Below are 19,171 nucleotides of genomic sequence, written 5' to 3' on the forward strand. Positions count from 1 at the left end.
ATGATATGACAACAACAGGAATAAACAGGTGGGTCGCTGCACTGCTGCTGGGCTCGGCAACGCTGAACTGCGCAGTGGCGCAGGAGAGTGCGCCGATCATGGCCACAGGAGAAACGGCGGTGCAATCGTTGCCCCAGCAGCCTGCCGCGCCGCTGCGTAGCAGTCAGCTGAGCTTCGTTAAGCTGGCCCCGCAGCCGGGCAGCATGACGCTGAGCGGAACCCGCCCCAGCGGGCAGATCGAGTTCGGGGTGCGCAGTGATGAGGTGGTGACACGTGCGCTGCTTAATCTCAGCTACCGGCCGTCGCCTGCGCTGCTGCCCACGCTGTCGCAGCTGAAAGTCTATCTCAACGATGAGCTGGTGAGCCTGATCACCCTGACGCCGGAACAGCCTGGCAAACAGAATCAGGTGCAGCTGGCGATCGATCCCCGTTTTATCGCCGACTTTAACCGCGTGCGCTTTGAGCTGGTCGGTCACTACGCCAACATCTGTGAAAATCCGGCCAACAGCACCATCTGGCTCGATATCGGCAAAGAGAGCGGTCTGGATCTGACGCTACAAAAACTGCCGCTGAAAAACGACCTGTCTCATTTCCCGGAGCCCTTTCTTGATACGCGCGACACGCGGCCGCTGACCCTGCCGATGGTGTTTGCTGCCCGGCCAGACGTTAACCAGCAGCGTGCCGCTGCGATCCTGGCCTCCTGGTTCGGCAGCAAAGCGGCCTGGCGCGGACAGCATTTTCCGGTGCTCTACAATCAGTTGCCGCAACAGCAGCATGCGGTGGTGTTTGCCACCAACAATGCACGCCCGGATTTCCTGAAAAATTTGCCACCGGTGATGAAGCCGACCGTGGCGATGGTAAGCCAGCCTGACAGCCCCTATGAAAAGATGCTGCTGATCCTGGGACGCAACGACGACGATCTGCTGACGGCGGTGCAGGGGATTGCGCAGGGCGAGCTGCTGTTACGCGGCGACAGCGCGACCGTCGACCGCGTCACACTGCGGGCACCGCGTCAGCCCTATGATGCGCCAAACTGGGTACGCACCGATCGCCGCACCACTTTTGCTGAGCTGACGCAGTATGAAAACCAGCTGCAGTCTGACGGTCTGCAGCCCAACCCGATCAGTCTGACGCTGAACCTGCCGCCCGATCTCTTCCTGGTGCGCGCGCGCGGTATCGATATGGATCTGAGCTATCGCTACACCTCGCCTGTTCACCCGGATGGCTCACGACTGGCCGTTAACCTGAATAATCAGTTTATTCAGGACTACCCGCTGGTGCCGAAAAACACGGCCGGGCAGCAACTGCTGCATATTCCGCTGATTCAGGGAATGATGGACAAGAATCATGAGCTGCTGATCCCGGCGCTGCGGCTGGGCGTGGTTAACCAGCTGCGCTTTGATTTTGACTATGCCAATACCTTTATGGGGGGCACCGCCGACGGGCGTTGTGAAACCGTGACGCCGGTAGGACATCATGTGGTGGTGGACGACAATTCCAGCATCGACTTCTCTGGCTATCGCCACTACATCGAAATGCCCTCATTGCAGAGCTGGGCGAATGCTGGCTTCCCGTTCAGTCGCTACGCCGATCTGGCCCAGACGCTGGTGCTGGTCCAGTCCAACCCTGATGCACAGCAGGTGAGTACACTGCTGAATGCGCTGGGCAATATGGGCGCGCAGACCGGCTATCCGGCGCTGCGCGTGCAGCTTACCGATGACTGGAGTACGGCGAAAAAGCAGGATGCGGATCTGCTGATGATCGGCGATATTCCTAAAGATCTTCAGGATGACCGTCGGATCACGGCGCTGGTCGATGCCACCGCCAGCTGGCTGAAAACCCCGGCGCGCAAGGTTTCTCAGCCTGTTCAGCCGCTGAGTGAGGCTGAAAGAGCAGCGGAAAGTACCACAGCCATTGGTTCACGCGGCCCGCTGGCGACCGTGATCGGTTTCCAGTCGCCGTTTTACGATCAGCGCAGTGTGGTGGCACTGCTCGCCGATGGCAGTCCGCGCAGCTGGCAGCTGCTTGATGAGGCGCTGGATGACAGCGGCAAACGCCAGGCGATCTCAGGCTCCACGGCGATTATCCGTGAGTCTGGCGTCAACAGCCTGCGCGTTGGAGAGACCTACTTTGTTGGCCATCTGCCGTGGTGGGAACGTCTCTGGTCACTGCTCTCTTCACATCCCTTCTGGCTGGCACTCTGTGCGTTCTTTGTGGTGGTGCTGTTCGCGCTGATGACATGGCGTCTGATGCGAATTATTACCCGTCGTCGTTTACTGGATGAAGATGAATAACGCTCAGTTATTGCGGACAGGCATGCTGCTCGGCGCGCTAAGTGCGCTGCCGGGAATGGCCGCGTCCGCTGACGGATCGGAAGTCTCACCGGTCGACTGGCTGCTGACCCAGGTCCGTACCGGCGAGTCGACCAACAAATACGATCTGGTACAGCAATCGCTCTATCGGCTGGAGAAAATCGATCCCCATAATCCCCAGGTGCTGGCGGCACGTCTGCGGCTGGCGCTGCATCAGGGTGATATCGCCAGCGCGCAATTGCTGCTGGCTCAACTGAAAAAGGTTGCACCTGATTCGGCAGAGACACGCGAATCCGCTGTCGGCCTGGCGCTGACCTCATCCGATGGACGACAGCAACTGCAGCAGGCGCGTCTGCTTGCCACCTCGGGGCGACTGACCGAGGCGAAAAGCGCTTATGATGCGCTGTTTAACGGCGTCTTCCCCGATCCCAATACCGCCCTGGAGTACTGGCGGCTGCTGGCACGTCTTCCCGGTCAGGAGGGCGTGGCTTATCAGCAGCTTCAGGCACTGGAACAGCGCTATCCGGGCAATATCGGGGTTGAGCTACAAATTGCGCGTATGGCGTTTAATCAGCAGCAGCCAGAAAAGGCGATAGCGCAGCTGAAAAAGCTGGCAAACAGCAATGGCGGGCGTACCGCTGCCGCCGACCTCTGGCTGCAGCAGATCACCGATCAGCCCATCAGCGACAGCAGCGTGGCACAGCTTAAAGCTTATCTGGCTGTTTTCACTGAGGGCGATGCGCACCAGCAGGGCGCAGAGGCGCTCGCGAAGCAGCAGACGACGCTGGCCGATCCCGCTTATCGGGAACGAATGCGGGCGCTGGCGCTGGTTGACGCAGGCGACGTGAATAACGCGATGACGACCCTTAACCGGGCGCTGAAAGCGAATCCCGACGATGCCGAATTAATGGGCGCAATGGGACAAACTCAGGCCCGCGCAGGTCATCGTGATGCCGCCATTCTCTGGCTGGAACGCGCCATTAAAGCGGGTCAGCAGAGCACGCTGATTGGTAAATGGCAGTCACTTTTGCAGAGCAATCGCTACTGGCTGGCGATTGAGCAGGGCGATAAAGCGCTGGCACAGCACGATATTGATGCTGCCGAAAAATACTATCGCGCGGCGCAAACGTATGACAGCAGCGACAGCTATGCCCTGATTGGTCTGGGTGATGTGGCGATGGCGCGCAAAGAGACGGCGGCGGCTGAACAGTTCTGGCAGCGCGCGCGACGGCTGGATGGCACCAATATCACCGCAGTGCGTCGGCTGGCGGGGCTGTATCAGACGGTGTCGCCTGCCCGCGAGATGGAATTTATCACTACCTTGCCCGCTGCACAGCAGCGTGCACTGGCCGATACAATCCGGACGCTGCGCAGCGACAGCCTGCGCGCGGAGGCGGATGCCCTGGCGCAGCAGGCGCGCTGGTCGCAGGCCGCAGAGAAATATCGCCAGGCGCGCGAGCTGGCACCGGATGACGTCTGGCTCAGTTACCGGCTGGCGGGTGCACTGCGTAACGGCGGAGCCGGACAGCAGGCGGATGCGGTAATGCGCGCACTGTTGCAGAAGCATCCCCAAAACGCCACCGCGCTTTATGCGACCGCACTCTGGTTCTCAGGCAACGATAACAATAGTGAGGCGATGGCTTCGCTGCATCGGCTGCCCGACGCGCAGTGGAGCAGCGATATGCGCGAGCTGGCTGACCGCCTGAAGCAGGATCAGATCTTTGACCAGGCTGAGGCGCTGCGCGTCGCCGGGCAGGAGCAGGCAGCGGTGACGCTGCTTAAGCAGCAGCCGGTTTCCAGCCAGCGCGACCTGCTACTGGCCGACTGGGCGCTGGAACGCGGTGAAGCGCAGCAGGCACTGGCGGATTATCAGCAGGTGCTGTCGCGCCAGCCGGATAACGGCGATGCGGCGCTGGGACGAATCGAAGCGCTGGTTGCCCTGCAGCGCAACAGCGAAGCCCGACAGGCGCTTGAGCAACAGCCGCCGGTACAGGCCAGCGTCAATGCGGATCGCCGTGCTGCGCTGGCGTGGCAGGCGGTGGGTGAAACCACACGGGCTGTCGCGCTATTTACCGATTTGAAACAGCGTGCTGCCGCGCTGCCGCCTTCGCAGGACAAGGCGCTGGTGTTTCGTGATGCGGCACGGCTGGAGGGTGCGCAGCAGCAGCCAGAACAGGCGCTGACAGACTATCGTCAGGCGATGACGGCCAGCGGTATCGATAGCCGTGGCAATATCAGCCGCGCAACCCGCAACGATCCTCAGGATGACTGGCTGAAGCGCAGCCTGCGCAGCGACACGGCCGATCTTTACCGTCAGCAGCAGACCACGCTGACGGTGCAGCAGGACTATTCTCGCAACAGTGGTACCGGCGGCATCTCCGATTTTACGGCGCACACCACCATGCTGCAGGCGGAACATCCGTTTGCCGATGGCCGGGGCTTTGTCCGTCTTGATCGGGTGGATGTCTCCGCAGGCACCTTTACCACCCAAAACGGCAGCATCGACGCCCTGTTTGGCAGCTGTGACGACGCCAGTTCGGGCGGCTGCAGTCGCCAGACCCGCCAGCGCGATGAGGGTACGGCGCTGGCCGCTGGCTGGCATAACGCGACCTGGTCGGCTGACCTCGGTACCACGCCGCTGGGTTTTGAAGTCACTAACTGGACCGGCGGGCTGAGCTGGAAAACCGATGTGAAACAGCTCGGCGTCACACTCACTGCCTCACGCAGGCCGATAGCCAGTTCGCTGCTCTCCTATGCCGGGACGCGCGATCCTGCAGCCAACGGGGGCAAAAGCTGGGGTGGCGTGGTGGCCACGGGCGGCAGCATCGGGCTGAGTTACGATCAGGGCGGCGCGCATGGCGTCTGGGGTGATATCAGCGCGCATCAGATCACCGGTAAAAATGTTGCCGATAACAGCCGTGAGCGCCTGATGGGCGGCTATTACTACAAGCTCATCAACAGCGACAACCGCCGTGCAACCGTCGGGCTGAACAGCATGCTCTGGCACTATCAGAAGGATCTCAGTGATTACACCTTCGGCCAGGGCGGCTACTACAGTCCGCAGCAGTATCTCTCCTTTTCCGTGCCGGTGACCTGGCGGCAGCGGACAGAGAACTGGTCGTTTGATCTGGGCGGCTCCGTCTCCTGGTCACATTCGAAAACCAGTGCGCAGCAGCGTTATCCGGTTAATCCGGGCTATACCCTTGCCAGTAATCCGTCTTCTGCCAGCAGTTCCGGCGGCGGTACGGGCTATACGCTGCAGGCAGTCATTGAGCGACGGCTGACGTCGAACTGGTTTATTGGTGCGGGTGTCGATATTCAGCAGGCGAAGGATTACACCCCGAGTCATGGTCTGCTCTATGTGCGCTATGCTGCCGGCGGCTGGGAAGGCGATCTCGATATGCCGCCACAGCCGCTGATCCCTTACGCAGATTTTAAATAACACGGAACGGGAAAAAGCAGGACTTTTCAGACGGTAAAAAAGTCAGTTTTTGGGATATACTGGCGGACATTGTCCTGTCTGCTATCTGGGCTTTTTTCATCGTCGGGAGAGAATTTTTTGCGCGTAAGCCGGTCACTTACGATAAAGCAGATGGCGACAGTTTCGCTGGTTGCGGTTATCACCATCAGTATCTTTATCGTCATCCAACTGTTTCATTTTGTGCAGCAGCGCAGGATTGACTACGCCCAGCAGATGGAGAATATCGCGCACACCGTCCGCCAGCCGCTGTCGGAAGCGGTGCTGCGTGCCGATATTTCTCAGGCCGAACGCATTCTTCATTCACTGAAGCCTGCCGGTATTTTATCGCGCGCCGACGTGGTGCTGCCTAATGCGTTTCAGGCCCTGCATGCCGACTTTGAGACGGAAAAACCGGTGCCGCTTCTGGTGGCCCGCCTGTTTGAGCTGCCGGTGCAGATTACCCTGCCGCTCTATTCGGTCGAAAATACCGGGATGCCGAAGCCGCTGGCCTATCTGGTGTTGCAGGCTAATTCGACGCGCGTCTACCAGTTTATCCTCAGCACGCTCTCAACCATGATCATCACCTATCTGCTGCTGGCGCTGATCCTCTCCGTGGCGATCAGCTGGTGCATCAACCGGCTGGTGGTGCATCCGCTGCGCAATCTCTCACGCGAGCTGCAGGAGTTGCCACCGCAGTCGATTCTGACGCATAAACTGACCCTGCCGCAGAGCCATCGCGATGACGAAATCGGCATGCTGATCCGCAGCTACAACCGTAATCAGCAGGTGCTGGAGTCGATTCATGACGAGATGAGTCGGCTGACCACCCATTTTGCCGTCACCGATCTGCCTAACCGTACGCTGTTTCTTGCGCTGGTCGAACAGTTCATGTGTAACCCTGAACAGCCTCTGGGTCTGATGGTGATCCGCATTGAAACGCTGCAGGAAGCCAATGGCGTCCTGCGCGATGAGCAGCGCGATACGCTGATGCTGACGCTGGTGGAGAAAATCCGGCATACGCTGGATGACCATACCCTGCTGGCACAGACCGGTGTCAGCGACTTCGTGCTGTTAATGAAGCGCGCCAGTAATCCGTTTCGTGCGCTGCGCCTGGCGCGCAACCTGATGATTCGCCTGAATCAGCCGGTCAACCTGCATCAGCTGCAGCTGCGTCCTAACGTCAGCATCGGTCTGGCGCTGCGCGACGACAAGCCGATGAGCGCTAACGAGCTGCTTGACCGCGCGACCTCGGCGATGATGTCGGCCCGTCATCAGGGCAAAAATCAGATCCTGTTCTTTGACGCCGCGCTGACCGAGCGCGCTCAGAAGCGTCTGACACAGGAGCATGACATTCTGCAGGGGCTGCACGATGAGCAGTTCGCCCTCTACCTGCAACCCCAGGTGGATATGCGCACCGGTACGTTAACCGGCGCAGAAGCGCTGCTGCGTATGCGCCAGCCTGATGGCAGTTACGGTCTGACCGAAGAGTTTATTGCCAGTGCTGAAGAGATTGGTGTGATTAGCGCGATTGGCCGCTGGGTGTTTGAAGAGGCGTGCCGCATTCTGGCTGGCTGGCAGCGACAGGGTATTATGCTGCCGCTGAGTGTGAATATTTCCGCAGTGCAACTGCGGGATACCGGTGTAGTTTCTCATCTGCAATCCCTGCTGGCGCGCCACCGTATCGCACCAGGCACTCTGGTGCTGGAAGTGACAGAAACGGCTCAGCTTGACGATGCGGAACAGGCGATGTCGATGCTACGGATGTTGCAGCAGACCGGCGTGGCGGTGGCGCTGGATGATTTCGGTATGGGCTATTCTAACCTGAACTATCTCCATCAGCTGAAAGCGTTGCCGGTTAACAAACTGAAGATGGATCGCAGCTTTGTGGCGGCACTGCCGCATGACGACACCATGGTCCGCATCGTGGCGGCTATCGCCGAAATTATCCATCTGGAGGTGATTGCCGAAGGTGTGGAAACGGCGGAGCAGCGCGACTGGCTGCTGGCGCGCGGCATCGCTATCGGTCAGGGCTACCTCTATGCGGAAGCGCTGCCGGTGAGCCGCTTCAACCAGACCTGGATCGAAAAATCCTCACTGCCGCAATAATTGCCTGATTCATTGATTTTGCGAGAATTTTAGTTACAAAACCCCTTGCTGAAGCGTTTCAGTTCAGAATTACGATCCCAGGGTTTCCTGGGCGTTTGTCACCCTGTATTAATCACGTAAACAGAGTGTTATTTTCGGGTTACTGTCAGGCGCCACCTCTGTTGCCCGCCAGTCACAATAACGAATCCGACAACATCACCTCACGGCGTTAGTGGACACCTGTTTATGAAAACCTCACTTTTTAAAAGCCTTTATTTCCAGGTGCTGATGGCGATTGGCATCGGCGTTTTGTTAGGCCATTTTTACCCGGAGTTAGGGACCCAGATGAAGCCGCTGGGAGATGGCTTTGTTAAATTAATCAAGATGATTATCGCCCCGGTGATTTTCTGTACCGTGGTGACCGGCATCGCTGGCATGGAAAGCATGAAAGCGGTAGGGCGTACCGGCGCAGTTGCACTGCTCTATTTTGAAATTGTCAGCACCATCGCGCTGATTATCGGCCTGATCGTGGTAAACGTCGTGCAGCCAGGTGCCGGGATGAACGTTGATCCTGCCACGCTGGATGCCAAAGCCGTGGCGATGTACGCCCAGCAGGCAGAACAGCAGGGCATCGTCCCCTTCCTGCTGGATATTATTCCTAACAGCGTGATTGGCGCCTTTGCCAGCGGCAACATTCTGCAGGTATTGCTGTTCGCCATTCTGTTTGGTTTCGCCCTGCATCGCCTGGGTAACACCGGCACGCTGATTTTCAACGTGATTGAAAATTTCTCAAAAGTCATTTTCGGCATCATTAACATGATCATGCGTCTGGCACCGATAGGGGCATTTGGCGCAATGGCGTTCACCATCGGTAAGTATGGCGTGGGATCACTGGTGCAGCTCGGCCAGCTGATCATCTGCTTCTATATCACCTGTGTTCTGTTTGTGGTGATCGTGCTGGGGCTGATTGCGCGTCTGTTTGCCGGATTCAGCATCTTTAAGTTCATCGCCTATATCAAAGAAGAGCTGCTGATTGTGCTGGGGACCTCCTCTTCCGAGTCTGCACTGCCGCGCATGCTGGATAAGATGGAGAAACTGGGCTGTAAGAAATCAGTGGTCGGGCTGGTGATCCCCACCGGTTACTCCTTTAACCTCGACGGCACCTCGATTTACCTGACCATGGCGGCGGTGTTCATCGCTCAGGCGACCAATGCGCACATGGATATCTTCCATCAGATTACGCTGCTGGTGGTGCTGCTGCTCTCCTCGAAAGGCGCAGCGGGGGTAACCGGAAGCGGATTTATCGTACTGGCGGCGACGCTCTCTGCGGTAGGACATCTGCCGGTGGCGGGTCTGGCGCTGATACTCGGTATTGACCGCTTTATGTCTGAAGCCCGTGCGCTGACTAACCTGATCGGTAACGGAGTGGCGACCGTGGTGGTCGCGAAGTGGGTCGATCAGCTGGATCATAAACAGCTGGCCGACACGCTGGCAGGCCGTAATAAGGAGAATAAAGCGTCTGAATCTTCAATTTAATCATTGAATTTCACTTAAATCCCCACAAATGCCCGCTGTCGCTTGCCCTGACAGCGGGCATTTGCATAATGAACCCCACTTGTTTTTTTTGACGTTTTTCACTTCGTTGCGCGACATCCTGAGCTTCCTGTGGTCAAACACTCTGTTGTTGGATAACAGCGCGAATCGGCGTCAGCCGGTTCGTTAATAACAGCGGCAATATGCGCCAGTGATAATGATATTTGAATTATTTGAGTAGGGGTTCACATGCAGGGCACCAGAATTCGGCTTTTGGTTGGTGGATTAGTGCTGGCAGGCAGCTTTGGTCTCCAGGCCGAAACGCTGCAACCGGATCCGGCCTGGCAGGAAGGCAAGCTGGATAATGGATTTAACTGGCAGTTACTGGCCACACCGCAACGGCCCAGCGACCGCATTGAACTGCGTCTGGTGGTGAATACCGGTTCGCTGGTGGAGAGTGCGCAACAGACCGGCTTCAGTCATCTGCTGCCACGCCTGGCGATGGTGCATAACACTGCACTCGATAATCATCAGCAGCGTGCGCTATGGCAACAGGCGATGGATCCTCAGCATCCGCTGCCGCCCGTCATCATCTCCTATGATTCCACCCAATATAATCTGAGCCTGCCGAATAACCGCCCTGAGCTGCTGAAAGAAGCGCTGAACTGGCTGGCGGCCACGGCGGGCAATATGGCGATCACTGAAGAGGTGGTTAACACCGCGCTGGCCGCCTCCGATCCGGTGGCGACCTGGCCGAAAGATCCGCAGGATGTCTGGTGGCGCTACCGCCTGAAAGGCTCCGCGCTGCTGGCGCACGATCCCGCTACACAACCCCGTGCGCCGGTGGATTTAACCCAGCTCAGCGATTTTTATCATCAGTGGTACACCCCGGACGCGATGACGCTCTATGTGGTAGGCAACGTCGACAGCCGTAACCTCTCTGAACAGATCAACAAAACCTTTTCGGCGTTAACCGGCAAACGTGAAACCCCTGCGCCACTGCCGACGCTGTCACCGCTGCCACATGAGCCGGTGAATCTGGTCAGCAGCAACATGACGCAGGATCGTCTGTCGCTGGTGTGGGATACGCCATGGCAACCGATTCGTGACTCCCAGAATCTGCAGCGTTACTGGCAGAGCGACCTGGCCCGTGAAGCGCTGTTCTGGCACGTTCAGCGTGCACTCAGCGACAGTAAGGCGCAGGGCATCCAGGTCGGATTCGACTGCCGGGTGCTCTATCAGCGGGCGCAGTGTTCCATCAACATGGATGGGCGCAATGACAATCTGGCGCAGAATATGAATCTGGTGGCACGTGAGCTGGCGAACGTGCGTGATAAAGGCATACCGCAGGAGGAGTTTGATGCGCTGATGGCGCAGAAGCTGCTGGAGCTGAACAAGCTGTTTACCACTTATGCCCGCACCGATACGGATGTGCTGATGAGCCAGCGCCTGCGCTCGCAGCAGAACGCCGTGGTCGATATCGCGCCAGAGCAGTATCAGAAGCTGCGTCAGACTTTCCTGGCCGGCCTGACCCGCGAACAGCTGAACCAGGAGCTGCGTCAGCAGCTGACGCAGGAGCTGATGATGGTTCTGATTCAGCCGGAAGGCGAAGCGGAAACCAACGTGAAGAGCCTGCAAAACAGCTGGGACAAAGTGATGTCACCGCCAGCGGCACCGGCGACCAGCAATGAAGCCAGTCCGCCGGATAGCAACGTCAAAGACGTTCCGCCCGCCGCGTAACGTCAGGTTTTTGCCCTGAGCCACTCGGTCACTAACATCGGCCAGCTGGCGAGGGGCAAATCTGCCACGCCACGGATACCAAATCCGTGCCCGCCTTTCTGATAGAAATGCACCTCTGCCGGAACCTTATGCTCACGCAGCGCGCCGAAAAACGCCATGCTGTGATTCACTGAGACATCGTCATCGTCGGCGGCGTGGATTAACAGCGTCGGCGGCACCAGCGGATGAACCCGGGTTTCCATTGAATAGGCTTCAATCGTTTTCTGATCGGGCCATGCACCCAGCAGGCGGGTTCTGGCACCTTCGTGGGCGATGCCGTCACGCATACTGATCAGGGGATAGACCAGTACCATCGCATCCGGACGCGGCGAGAAGTTTTCAGCGCCATCCTGCACTGGATAGAGTTTCTCTGCGAAACGCGTTCCCAGGCTGGCCGCCACGTGGCCACCCGACGAAAAGCCCATCATCACAATGTATTTACCGTTCAGGCCGCGCTGTGCCCGATCACGCAGGACGCGAACCGCACGCTGCGCATCGGCCAGCGGCGCATCGGGACCTTCGTGATGCCCGTCGTAGGGCAGGCGATAGGTCATGACCGCCAGGGTGTAGCCCATTGAAGTAAAGAAGGTTGCCAGCGCGCTGCCTTCACGATCGATCATGACACGCTGATAGCCACCGCCCGGTGCGACCAGCAGGGTAATGCCATTGGATTCGACCGGATGCCAGATCGCCATCTCCGGGCAACGCACGCCGGTAGCGGCGCGATCGTAAGGCTCATACTCTTTTGCCATATCGACAATCTGCGGCTCGGCGCGCGAGTCGCTGGCGCCTGGTGCATCACCGTGTGGCCAGATATTAATAATTTCTGTGTGCATAAATAGATCCTGATGCGGGGAATATTTTAATTGTTTTGTTCGCGGCCGGAGAGAACAGCGTCCTGCTGTCTTTTGATTAAAAGATGGTCTTTTTTCAGGCGGTCGTCCATCCGAAAAGGGCGAATCTGACCAGATTAGGACTATGCCTGGAGAGCGATTTGTTTGCGTAACTGATTAATATTAATCAATAAATTATAAGAGAGATTAAAGAGGATTGCCGAAGAGTGTCCGTTATTAACCACTAATTTTCAGCTTAAGGTAAATAACTGGCACGGGCCACTTTGTTAGACGCAATTTACCGGATATCACGCTGTTTGCTGTTAAGGCGACATAATGCTTTTCGTGCCAGAGTGATCCCCGTCTCAATGCTGAGATTAATGTGCCAGTCTCATTTGGGAATGGTCAGCATTATTTACCACGCGGCAGTTTCCTGTTGGTTGATGCGGTTTAACATAACATCCTCCGTCTGTTCACAACGGTAAGAGGCATGTCATGCTTGATACCAATCTCTCTACCAGACAAACCTTTGGTCGCCTGTGGCCGATGATTTCTCCCTTCAGACTGGGGCTATTGGTCGCGGGTGTTGCCCTGATCGTCAACGCCGCCATAGACCCGTTTATGCTGACGTTACTGAAGACGCTGCTGGACGATGTCATTGGCCAGAAAAATCCCGGCATTCTGGTCTGGATGCCGCTGGTGATTATCGGGCTGATCCTGATCCGCGGTGTCAGCGGCTATCTCTCCAGTTACTGTATCTCGTGGGTGTCAGGCAAAGTGGTGATGGCCCTGCGTTGTCGCCTGTTCAGCCATATGATGGGCATGCCGGTGGCATTTTTTGATCAGCAATCAACCGGTACGCTGCTCTCCCGTATCAGCTACGATTGTGAGCAGGTCGCCTCTTCCTCTTCTGGTTCACTGGTGACGGTAGTGCGTGAAGGGGCCTCTATTCTTGGCCTGTTTGTGATGATGTTTTACTACAGCTGGCAACTTTCGCTGATCCTTCTGGTGCTGGCACCTATTGTGTCGCTGGCAATTCGTATCGTCTCCAGGCGCTTTCGCCGCATCAGCAAAAATATGCAGAACACCATGGGGCAGGTGACTTCTCATGCCGAGCAGATGCTGAAAGGGCATAAAGAGGTGCTGATGTTTGGCGGCCAGCAGGTTGAGTCCGACCGCTTCGGACAGGTCAGCAACAACATGCGTCGCCAGGGAATGAAAATGGTCTCGGCGACCTCACTCTCCGATCCGATTATTCAGCTGCTCGCCTCCTCGGCACTCGCCTTTGTGCTCTATGCGGCCAGTTTCCCCTCGGTGATGGCCACGCTGACCGCAGGCTCTATCAGTGCGGTTTTTTCCGCCATGCTGATGCTGATGCGTCCGTTAAAGTCGCTGACCAACGTCAATGCCCAGTTCCAGCGCGGCATGGCGGCCTGTCAGACGCTGTTTGCGATTCTGGATATGGAACAGGAGAAAGATGAAGGGACACGCGTGGTTAAGCGCGCCACCGGCAACATTGAATTTCGGGATGTTACCTTTACCTATCCGGTCGCGGAAACACCGGCGCTGCAGCAGATCAATCTGACCATTCCTGCCGGTAAAACCGTGGCGCTGGTCGGCCGTTCCGGTTCAGGGAAATCGACCCTTGCCAGCCTGCTGACGCGCTTTTACGACATCGACAGCGGCGAAATTTTGCTGGATGGCCATGACCTGCGTGATTACACCCTGGCCTCGCTGCGCGAGCAGGTGGCGCTGGTCTCTCAGCATGTTCACCTGTTCAATGACACGGTTGCCAACAATATTGCCTATGCCCGTACCGATGTCTTCAGCCGCGAGGAAATAGAAAAGGCGGCAGAGATGGCCCATGCCATGGAATTCGTTAATAAAATGGATAACGGACTGGATACGGTGATTGGAGAAAACGGCGTGCTGCTGTCGGGTGGACAGCGGCAGCGCATCGCCATTGCCCGCGCCCTGTTGCGAGACAGCCCGATTCTGATCCTCGACGAAGCGACCTCAGCTCTGGACACCGAGTCTGAACGCGCGATTCAGTCTGCGCTGGAGACGCTGCAGCAGAACCGGACCACGCTGATCATCGCTCACCGTCTCTCGACCATTGAAAAGGCTGATGAAATTCTGCTGGTAGATGAGGGGAAAATTGTGGAGCGCGGCTCGCATCAGCAGTTGCTGCAACAGAACGGCGCATATGCGCGGCTCTATCAGATGCAGTTCAGTCAGCCGCTTTGTGCGTAAGAGTTGTTTGTGCCAAATCACTGCCTGAAAGGCAAATCAGAGTGAATCCAGCAGCAATAAATCAGCTCAACGTGCAGGGAACCGGGTCAGAAGAGGAAAGCGTCCCGCGCAAGACAAAAACGCCGGGAGCGTTTTTGAACAACGCAACGCGTTGGCCCATTTACGGGCGCACCTCAGGGATGAGGTGCGTACTAAAAACGCCGGGAGCGTTTTTGAACAACGCAACGCGTTGGCCCGGCAACGGGCGCACCTCAGGGATGAGGTGCGTAATCGCGCGGACCGAACGTGTCAGGGATGACATTTTTTGCGTCTTTCCGATCTGACCCGGTTTCCTGTGCAGGCTCCTTCTCACCGCGACTCAGCCAGACATAACCAGCAGCGCAAAAAAATGCGCCCAAGGGCGCATTTTCCGTCATCTATATTCGCAGATAGATCTTCACGACGCTAACTGCTACAGCATCACTCTGGCATCGCCGCTGCCGGAATAATCGCACCGCGATGCTGAATCACGGTGCTGGCGGTCAGGTGTCCGCGCTGCGCGGCGGCCTCTGCAGAAGCGCCCGTCAGACGGCGCGCCAGATACCCGGCACTGAATGAATCGCCAGCGGCCGTCGTATCGATTACTCTCTCTTTCGCCAGACGTACCGCAGGCACCTCAATCAGCGGCGCATCGCCGATAGCGACCAGACATGACTCTGCACCCCGCTTAATGACGATTTCGCTGGCACCGGCCTGACGGGTACGCGAAATAACGTCATCGAGCGGCTGCTCGCCCCACAGCAGATGTTCATCATCCAGCGTCAGGAAAGCGATATCGGTACAGTTCAGCATGGCGCGATATGCAGCCTGCGCGCTGGCGCGGTCGGCCCATAAACGCGGGCGGTAGTTGTTATCGAAAATCACCCTGCCGCCATTCGCCTGGCAGCGGGCCAGCAGCGCCATCAGCTTCTCACGACTTGCCGGCGGCAGAATCGCCAGACTGATGCCGCTGAGGTAGAGATAATCGTAGTGCGACAGCTGTTCGGCTATCTCTGCGGATTGCGGGCTGTCGAGCCAGTAACGCGCGGCAGCATCGCTGCGCCAGTACCAGAACGTACGCTCGCCGTCGGCATCGGTTTCAATCACATACAGGCCCGGCATCTTATTATCGAGGCGCTGAATCAGGTCCGTATTCACCTTCTCCTGCTGCCAGGCTGCGATCATCTGATCGCTGAACGAATCCGTCCCCAGCGCGGTAACATAATCGACCCGCAACTGCGGCTCATCAACCTGGCGGGCGAGATACACCGCCGTGTTAAGGGTATCGCCGCCAAAGCCTCGCTTAATGTTCTCACCCTTTTCGGACAGCTCAATCATGCATTCGCCGATGATGGCAATTTTCTTCTGCGTCATGGTTTCAGACCTGTAGTGAAATATCGCCTTAGTCTCGCGTCTGGTATGGCAGACGTCAATGGTTTTAAAACGGTGTTTTAATTTAACTTAAGGCGCAGAAAAGCCGCGATCCGGGCGATAAGAGCGGCTAATTTCGGCCTGTTTTACCGATTATGCTAACGAAACGGCTGGTAAACTCTCCGTTTTCATACGGCCGCCCCATTCATCTCATTATCACAGGCATTTACGATAATCGCTTGAGTCTCCCGTTTTGGGGACGTATTACCAACCAGGAAAATAGCATGGTGATGGAGAATATTAGCCAATGGCTGCCGTCTTCAACCGACCTTAATCTCCACACGGAAACGCCGCTCTTCTGGCAACAATGTCATCGACGCTATCGGTTTCAGCCGATTTATCGGGTAACAGGTCGGTTACTGGCGATTGAACTGCTGACCGCCGTTTATCATCCCATGGCGCCGGAAAGGAATCTCTCGCCTGAAGCCTGGTTTGCCGGACTCGATATCGCTCAGCGCCTGAACGTAGTGTATGAGCAGCTCGAGCTCCTCGCAGAATGGACTGCATTTTTCGAACACAATGATGTGGTCGCCTCGGTCAACATAGACGGTCCCTCACTGCTGGCCATTCAGCACCGACCCGCTATTCGTCGCCTCATTGCCAGCCTGCCATGGATACGCTTTGAACTCACCGAGCACCAGGCGCTGCCGCAGGAGGAGAAAGTAGCGAAAATACCTGAACTGGGGCCGCTGTGGCTGGATGACTTCGGTTCGGGTATGGCGAATTTCTCGGCGCTGACCGAACTGAAATATGATTACATCAAGCTGTCGCGCGACCTTTTTACTATGCTGGGCACCACCAATGAAGGGCGCAGCCTGTTTTCGATGCTGCTGGCGCTGATCAATCGCTACTGCAACGGCGTCATTGTTGAAGGCGTGGAGACGGAAGCGCAGTGGCAGCAGGTTAAAGCATCCCCCGCTATCGCGGCCCAGGGCTACTACTTTTCGCGACCTGTCCCATTTTCTGAACTGAATCATCTCACTATCCAGCTTCCCTGATGCCGTTGCTCGCCGTCTCGACTATCTTTAACGCAGACCGTGAATGTGCAAGGAGAAAGCGTAATGTCGCGTACCGGGAAAATAGTCAGCTGGGTAGCAGGAATTCTGGTGTTATTAATCGTGGTGATTATCGTCGTCATCGCCACCTTTGACTGGAATCGCCTGAAACCCACCATCAATCAGAAAGTCTCTACCGAATTAAATCGCCCCTTTGCGATACGGGGAGATTTGGGTATCGACTGGGCGAGAAATCGCGACGAGGCAGGCTGGCGGCGCTGGGTGCCATGGCCGCAGGTGCATGCGGAAGATATTATGCTGGGCAATCCGCCAGATATTTCTGACGTCACCATGGTGCATCTGCAACGTGTGGATGCCACGCTGTCACCGCTGTCGTTGCTGCATAAGGAGCTGTTCATTCCATGGATTAAGCTGCAGCGGCCCGATGCCCGACTGATCCAGACTGCAGATAAAAAGAACAACTGGACCTTTACGCTGGCCGAAAGCGACAAAGATGAGAAGAATGCCGCGCCATCGGCCTGGTCCTTCCGTCTGGATAATATTCTGTTCGATCAGGGCCAGATTCGTTATCGCGATGCCGTTAACCGTGCAGATGTGACGGTGCAGGTCAATCCGCTAGGCAAACCGGTGCCTTACGCGCAGATCGCCGGCGGCAACGACCAGCAGAAGGGCGCGGGCAACTTTGTCTTTGGCTGGAAGGCCAGTGGCACCTACAACAACGAGAATCTCAGTGGCGACGGCAAAATCGGCGGCATGCTGTCGCTGCGCAGCCAGAACACCCCGTTCCCGATTCAGGCCGATGTGCGCAATGGCTCCACGCGCGTGCAGGTTACCGGTGGTCTGCAGGATCCAATGAACCTCGGCGGGCTGAATGTGCGACTGCGCTTCTCGGGCGATACGCTGGCGAATCTCTACGGCCTGACCGGCGTCCTGTTGCCTGACACACCGCCTTATGAAACTGACGGCCATCTGATTGCTAAATTCAATGGCGAAAAAGGTGCGGTCTACCGTTATGAGAAATTCAACGGACACATTGGCGACAGCGATATTCATGGCTCCCTGATTTACACGCAGGGCAAACCCCGTCCAACGTTGACCGGTGAACTGACCTCGGAGCAACTGCGCATGGCCGATCTGGGGCCGCTGATTGGCGTAGACTCTGGCAAAGGCAGTGAAAAAACCGCGCAGGCCAAAGCCCGTCGCGGTGAGAAATCGAATCAACCCGCCGACCGCGTGCTGCCGCACGATAAATTTGAGACCAAAAACTGGGACGTGATGGATGCCGATGTGAAGTTCAGCGGCAAACGAATCGAACACAGTAATTCACTGCCGTTAAGCGATCTCTACACCCACTTACAGCTGAAAAGCGGCGATCTGCTGCTGGATCCGCTGCGCTTTGGTGTGGCAGGTGGCAGTCTCAACAGCACCATCCGACTGGAGGGCGATCGCTCGCCGATGCGTGGTCGGGTTGACCTTCATGTACGTAAGCTGCAGCTGCGTCAGCTCTTCCCGACGGTGGACGCAATGAAGAACAGCCGTGGTCAGCTCAATGGCGATGCCAGCTTTACCGGCACCGGTAACTCAGTGGCCGATCTGCTGGCGACCAGCAATGGTCAGCTTAAGCTGCTGATGAATGATGGGCTGATCAGTCGCAGCCTGATGGAGATTGCCGGACTCAACGTCGGTAACTACGTGGTGGGCAAGCTGTTTGGCGATGACCAGGTGCGTATCAACTGCGCCGCGACCGATCTCAGACTGCAGAATGGTGTGGCGACCCCGAACCTGTTTGTATTTGATACCGAGAACGCGATTATCAATGTGTCAGGCAACGCCAACTTCGCCAGTGAGAGACTGGATCTGTCGGTGAATCCGGAGAGTAAGGGCATCCGCATCGTGACGCTGCGCTCCCCGCTCTACGTGCGCGGTACCTTTAAAAATCCTGATGCAGGCGTGAAAGCAGGGCCATTGCTGGCCCGCGGTGCCGCTGCTGTGGCACTGGGTGCGGTCGTCGGCCCGGCAGCGGCGCTGCTGGCCATGATCTCGCCAAGCGATAACGAAGACAATCAGTGCAGCACCGTCCTGCAGCAGATGAAGCAGAAGAAGTAACTAGTTGCGGTAGAGCACTTTGATAATGTGATAACCAAAGCCGGTCTTTACCGGCCCGTAAGGCGTCAGCAGCGGGCAGGTAAAGACCGCTTTATCAAAGGCCGGCACCATCTGTCCCTGACGGAACTCGCCCAGATCGCCCCCCTTCCGGCCGGAAGGACAGGTAGAGTGCTTCTTTGCCAGCTCCTGAAAATTGCCGCCTTTCGCCAGTTTCGCCAGAATCTCTTTTGCCAGCGCCTCCTCTTTGACCAGGATGTGTAAAGCCGCCGCGGTTTTCGCCATGTTGGTATCTCGCTTGTGTATAATTGCCGCCCAGTATAAACCCCTTTCTTTTGATTCAATCAG

The 19,171-nt window shown here is 57.1% G+C and carries 11 protein-coding genes; 8 read left to right on the forward strand and 3 right to left on the reverse strand.

Annotated features, from left to right (window positions below):
• Positions 1-5: 5 nt before the first annotated feature.
• The 5 genes from bcsB to AC6I8J_RS00675 all read left to right on the forward strand — a co-directional run bounded on the left by bcsB (position 6) and on the right by AC6I8J_RS00675 (position 11,130).
• The gene (gene bcsB, locus AC6I8J_RS00655; protein WP_497824995.1) at positions 6-2,294 is read left to right on the forward strand and encodes a cellulose biosynthesis cyclic di-GMP-binding regulatory protein BcsB; all 2,289 of its coding nucleotides are present in this window, start codon (positions 6-8) and stop codon (positions 2,292-2,294) included.
• Positions 2,287-5,754: a cellulose synthase complex outer membrane protein BcsC gene (gene bcsC / locus AC6I8J_RS00660; protein WP_497824996.1), complete on the forward strand. Its 3,468-nt coding sequence runs from the start codon at positions 2,287-2,289 to the stop codon at positions 5,752-5,754. Before bcsB ends, bcsC begins: the two co-directional genes overlap by 8 nt.
• A 117-nt stretch (positions 5,755-5,871) precedes the next feature.
• A complete protein-coding gene (gene hmsP / locus AC6I8J_RS00665) occupies positions 5,872-7,878 on the forward strand; it encodes a biofilm formation regulator HmsP (protein ID WP_253420647.1) in 2,007 nt (668 codons plus the stop codon).
• Between the two features lie 225 nt (positions 7,879-8,103).
• Positions 8,104-9,393: a dicarboxylate/amino acid:cation symporter gene (locus AC6I8J_RS00670; protein WP_161733858.1), complete on the forward strand. Its 1,290-nt coding sequence runs from the start codon at positions 8,104-8,106 to the stop codon at positions 9,391-9,393.
• Between the two features lie 246 nt (positions 9,394-9,639).
• Positions 9,640-11,130, forward strand: a complete 1,491-nt coding sequence (locus AC6I8J_RS00675; protein ID WP_161733860.1) for a M16 family metallopeptidase — start codon at positions 9,640-9,642, stop codon at positions 11,128-11,130.
• 2 nt (positions 11,131-11,132) lie between these two features.
• Here the strand turns inward: AC6I8J_RS00675 and AC6I8J_RS00680 are convergent, their stop codons facing one another.
• Complete coding sequence (locus AC6I8J_RS00680; RefSeq protein ID WP_497824997.1) at positions 11,133-12,005, reverse strand: alpha/beta hydrolase; 873 nt, start codon at positions 12,003-12,005, stop codon at positions 11,133-11,135.
• Positions 12,006-12,497: 492 nt separating this feature from the next.
• Between AC6I8J_RS00680 and msbA the strand changes: the two genes are divergently transcribed.
• Positions 12,498-14,255, forward strand: a complete 1,758-nt coding sequence (msbA, locus tag AC6I8J_RS00685; RefSeq protein WP_497824998.1) for a lipid A ABC transporter ATP-binding protein/permease MsbA — start codon at positions 12,498-12,500, stop codon at positions 14,253-14,255.
• 459 nt (positions 14,256-14,714) lie between these two features.
• On the opposite strand, the gene kdgK is transcribed toward msbA, so the two are convergent.
• Positions 14,715-15,647 (reverse strand): 2-dehydro-3-deoxygluconokinase, encoded by a 933-nt coding sequence (gene kdgK, locus AC6I8J_RS00690; protein ID WP_222924763.1) that lies wholly within the window; start codon positions 15,645-15,647, stop codon positions 14,715-14,717.
• A gap of 281 nt (positions 15,648-15,928) precedes the next feature.
• Here kdgK and pdeH point away from each other — a divergent pair, with 281 nt between their 5' ends.
• Positions 15,929-16,702 (forward strand): cyclic-guanylate-specific phosphodiesterase, encoded by a 774-nt coding sequence (gene pdeH, locus AC6I8J_RS00695; RefSeq protein ID WP_161733867.1) that lies wholly within the window; start codon positions 15,929-15,931, stop codon positions 16,700-16,702.
• Between the two features lie 63 nt (positions 16,703-16,765).
• A complete protein-coding gene (locus tag AC6I8J_RS00700) occupies positions 16,766-18,826 on the forward strand; it encodes an AsmA family protein (RefSeq protein ID WP_161733869.1) in 2,061 nt (686 codons plus the stop codon).
• On the opposite strand, the gene ppiC is transcribed toward AC6I8J_RS00700, so the two are convergent.
• A complete protein-coding gene (gene ppiC / locus AC6I8J_RS00705) occupies positions 18,827-19,108 on the reverse strand; it encodes a peptidylprolyl isomerase PpiC (RefSeq protein ID WP_008926423.1) in 282 nt (93 codons plus the stop codon).
• Positions 19,109-19,171: the final 63 nt, after the last annotated feature.

The sequence above is a fragment of the Pantoea sp. X-Soil-ISGK-355 genome (assembly GCF_059730805.1).